At 49.6% G+C, this 2992-nt stretch carries 4 protein-coding genes; 2 read left to right on the top strand and 2 right to left on the bottom strand.

Annotated features, from left to right (window positions below):
• Positions 1-8 precede the first annotated feature (8 nt).
• Positions 9-1031, top strand: coding sequence for an NAD-dependent epimerase (locus AC2JC8_RS09925; RefSeq protein WP_484594666.1), 1023 nt, complete (start codon positions 9-11; stop codon positions 1029-1031).
• A gap of 304 nt (positions 1032-1335) precedes the next feature.
• On the opposite strand, the gene AC2JC8_RS09930 is transcribed toward AC2JC8_RS09925, so the two are convergent.
• Positions 1336-1707 carry a HEPN domain-containing protein gene (locus AC2JC8_RS09930; protein WP_484401412.1) on the bottom strand — a complete coding sequence of 124 codons (372 nt, stop codon included), beginning with the start codon at positions 1705-1707 and terminating at the stop codon, positions 1336-1338.
• Positions 1694-2092: a nucleotidyltransferase family protein gene (locus tag AC2JC8_RS09935; protein ID WP_484594664.1), complete on the bottom strand. Its 399-nt coding sequence runs from the start codon at positions 2090-2092 to the stop codon at positions 1694-1696. The genes AC2JC8_RS09930 and AC2JC8_RS09935 overlap by 14 nt, the downstream gene beginning before the upstream one ends.
• A gap of 73 nt (positions 2093-2165) precedes the next feature.
• Between AC2JC8_RS09935 and hisS the strand changes: the two genes are divergently transcribed.
• The coding region (hisS, locus tag AC2JC8_RS09940; RefSeq protein ID WP_484594665.1) for a histidine--tRNA ligase at positions 2166-2992 on the top strand (827 nt) is incomplete at its 3' end.

The following is a 2992-nucleotide window of genomic DNA, read 5'->3' on the forward strand; positions in this document are numbered from 1 at the left end:
TCAACCGTATGACTTGTTTAGTTACCGGCGCCGCCGGCTTTATCGGCTTTCACCTGAGCAGCAGGCTGCTGGAGCGAGGCACCCCGGTGCTGGGGTTCGACAACGTGAATTCCTACTACGACCCAGCCCTAAAGCGGGCACGAATCGCCCAGCTGCAGGCCACCGCCGCCCGTACAGGCAGCAGCTTCCAGCTGATCGAGGCCGATCTGGAAGATCGAGCTGCGTTAGAAGCGGCTTTTGAAACCCACAAGCCGCAGCAGGTGGTGAACCTGGCGGCCCAAGCGGGGGTGCGTTATTCGATTGAAAATCCGGCGGCATATATCCAGAGCAACCTGGTGGGCTTTGGCCACATCCTCGAAGGTTGCCGTCACCACGGCATCGAACACCTGGTGTATGCCTCTAGTAGCAGCGTTTATGGCGGTAATACAAATCTGCCGTTTTCAGAACACCAAGGGGTTGATCACCCGGTGAGCCTCTATGCGGCAAGTAAAAAAGCAAATGAGCTGATGGCTCACACTTACAGCCATTTGTATAAGTTACCGGCAACCGGGTTGCGTTTTTTTACGGTGTATGGGCCCTGGGGTAGGCCAGATATGGCTCTATTTTTATTTACTAAAGCAATATTAGAAGGCCAGCCAATTCAAGTATTTAATAATGGCGAAATGGTGCGTGATTTTACGTTTGTAGATGATATTGTTGAAAGTTTGTTGCGGGTATTGGATAAGCCGGCGGCACCTGATCCTGCTTTCAACTCGGCCCAGCCCGATCCTTCCACTAGCTGGGCACCGCACCGGGTATTCAATATAGGTAATTCAAAGCCAACGCCCTTGATGGTTTATATCGAGGCGATTGAGAACGCTTTGGGTATGACTGCTATCAAGGAGTTCCTGCCGTTGCAACCAGGAGATGTGCCTGCCACGGCTGCAGATACTTCAGCACTAGAAGCCTGGACGGGTTTCAAACCCAACACGCCCGTAGGCGAGGGGGTGGCCCGATTTGTTGCCTGGTATCGGGAGTTTTATGGAATATAAGTTTTCTTAATTATAACTATTTTGACTCAAGCGGGATATTGATTAAGGAGCTAGTAGTGCAAAGATAACTTTCAATTTTGAACGGTTGAGTTCGGAGGGATCGCGCGGCCAGTTGAGCATTGATAAACAAGCGCCAGCGATGAAGAGATGAGCCATACGTCTATCTACGCAGGGTGCTGCAGATATATATTTTTTCCCCATTTTTACTTTCCTTTTTTAAAATATTCCTTATTTCTGGCAGTGAACTCGTTCTATTAAATGACGCCACTTGTCGTAAATAAATAAATGGCTGCACTGCATTTTGTTATTTTGATTGATCGATAGCTTTGAAGCAGCAATCCAAGAGTTGTTCGATCTCTTCCAACAACTTCTCCCGCGTAGCTGGCAATGGGAAGGGGCCTTCTTCGTAACGAGCTTCTACGGCATAGGTTTGTAAACCAAGCAGTTGAGTTGGTAATTCAACCTCTGCTAGGGCTGCAAGTTCCGAAAGTTCATGGCTACGTGGTGGTCGCTGATCGCGCAGCACAATCAAAACCTTGAGCAGTTTCTCAACTGCCTGTTGGGCGGTAAAGCCCCAGTCTTCATCAGGGAATTGCGGGTCTAGCGATAACCGTAGGCTGCGCAAATGGCGTTGCACGAGCCCCAGTAAAAGGTTGGCGTCATCAGCTGGCGACATAAAGCACCTTCCCCTCGCGCGCCACATCACCCATCACATGCCAGCGAGATTGGGCTAGATAGGCAGCATCTGCTTGCCCCTGCACAACCAGATCTACCCCACAGCCAATCTGCCCAATCGCATCACGGCAGCGCTGCCATTGCAAACGTTTTTGCTTCGGAGTTAATTGCGCAAGCTTAGAAATAACAGCCAAATCCAAATCCGAGTCATCTTGTGCAGTGCCGGTAGCTCGAGATCCAAATGCCACAAGAGCCTGCACGCTGATATCAGTGATCAAGCGCTGAAAAGCGAGCTGCAATTGTCTAGCATCCAAGCCTGGGCCTAAATCCAGCGCTGCCGGCAGCGATTGGGGCACCAACCAAGGCAAAGCAATCTCAGTTCCCATCATGCTCATATATTCAGATTAATCGAGCAACATTCACACTGCAGGATTGCCAAAAGATGGGAGCAAATTGCACGTGAGCCAATTGCAAACCCTGCGGGGGATGGCAGATCAATTGCCAACGGGCATCAATAGCTGGCAGCAGCTAGAGGAGATAGGTCGCGAGCATATGCGTAGGGCATGCGTAGCTGAAATCCGCACCCCATTGCTAGAAGCAACTGAGTTGTTTGCCCGTGGTATTGGCGCTGCCACTGATGTGGTGGGTAAGGAGATGTATACGTTTATTGATCGTGGTGAGCGCAGCTGCACCTTGAGGCCAGAAGGCACTGCTGGGGTGGTGCGCGCTGCCATTCAAAACGGACTATTAAGCCAAGGCCCTCAAAAGCTTTGGTATAGCGGAGCGATGTTTCGTTATGAACGGCCACAGGCTGGAAGGATGCGTCAATTCCATCAGCTGGGGCTTGAATTTTTAGGTTTTAATGAACCCCGTAGTGATGTGGAAGCAATAGTGATTGCATGGGATTTATTAATGGATTTGGGTTTAAAAGAGCTCAAATTAGAACTGAATTCCCTTGGCAGCAAAGAAGATCGCCTTAATTACCGCAATCAATTGGTGAATTGGCTAGAGCAACATCAAAACCAGTTGGATCCCGATTCCCAAGAACGTTTACAAACAAATCCATTACGAATCTTGGATTCCAAAAATCCAAACACCCAGGAATTATTAACAACCGCACCAGATTTATTAGCTGCCCTATGCCCCGAAAGCCTTGAACGATTTGAGCAGGTGCAGCAGGGTTTAACTGCCTTGCAGATTCCATATCAATTAAATCCACGGCTGGTGCGCGGCCTTGATTACTACGGCCACACCGCCTTTGAAATCACAAGTAGTGCCCTTGGTGC

The sequence above is a fragment of the Synechococcus sp. genome, assembly GCF_982614295.1.

Excerpts from the sequence above, each read along its gene's own strand:
- AC2JC8_RS09925 (WP_484594666.1), top strand. The coding sequence starts at position 9 with ATGACTTGTTTAGTTACCGGCGCCGCCGGCTTTATCGGCTTTCACCTG.
- AC2JC8_RS09935 (WP_484594664.1), bottom strand. The coding sequence starts at position 2,092 with ATGGGAACTGAGATTGCTTTGCCTTGGTTGGTGCCCCAATCGCTGCCG.
- AC2JC8_RS09930 (WP_484401412.1), bottom strand. The coding sequence starts at position 1,707 with ATGTCGCCAGCTGATGACGCCAACCTTTTACTGGGGCTCGTGCAACGC.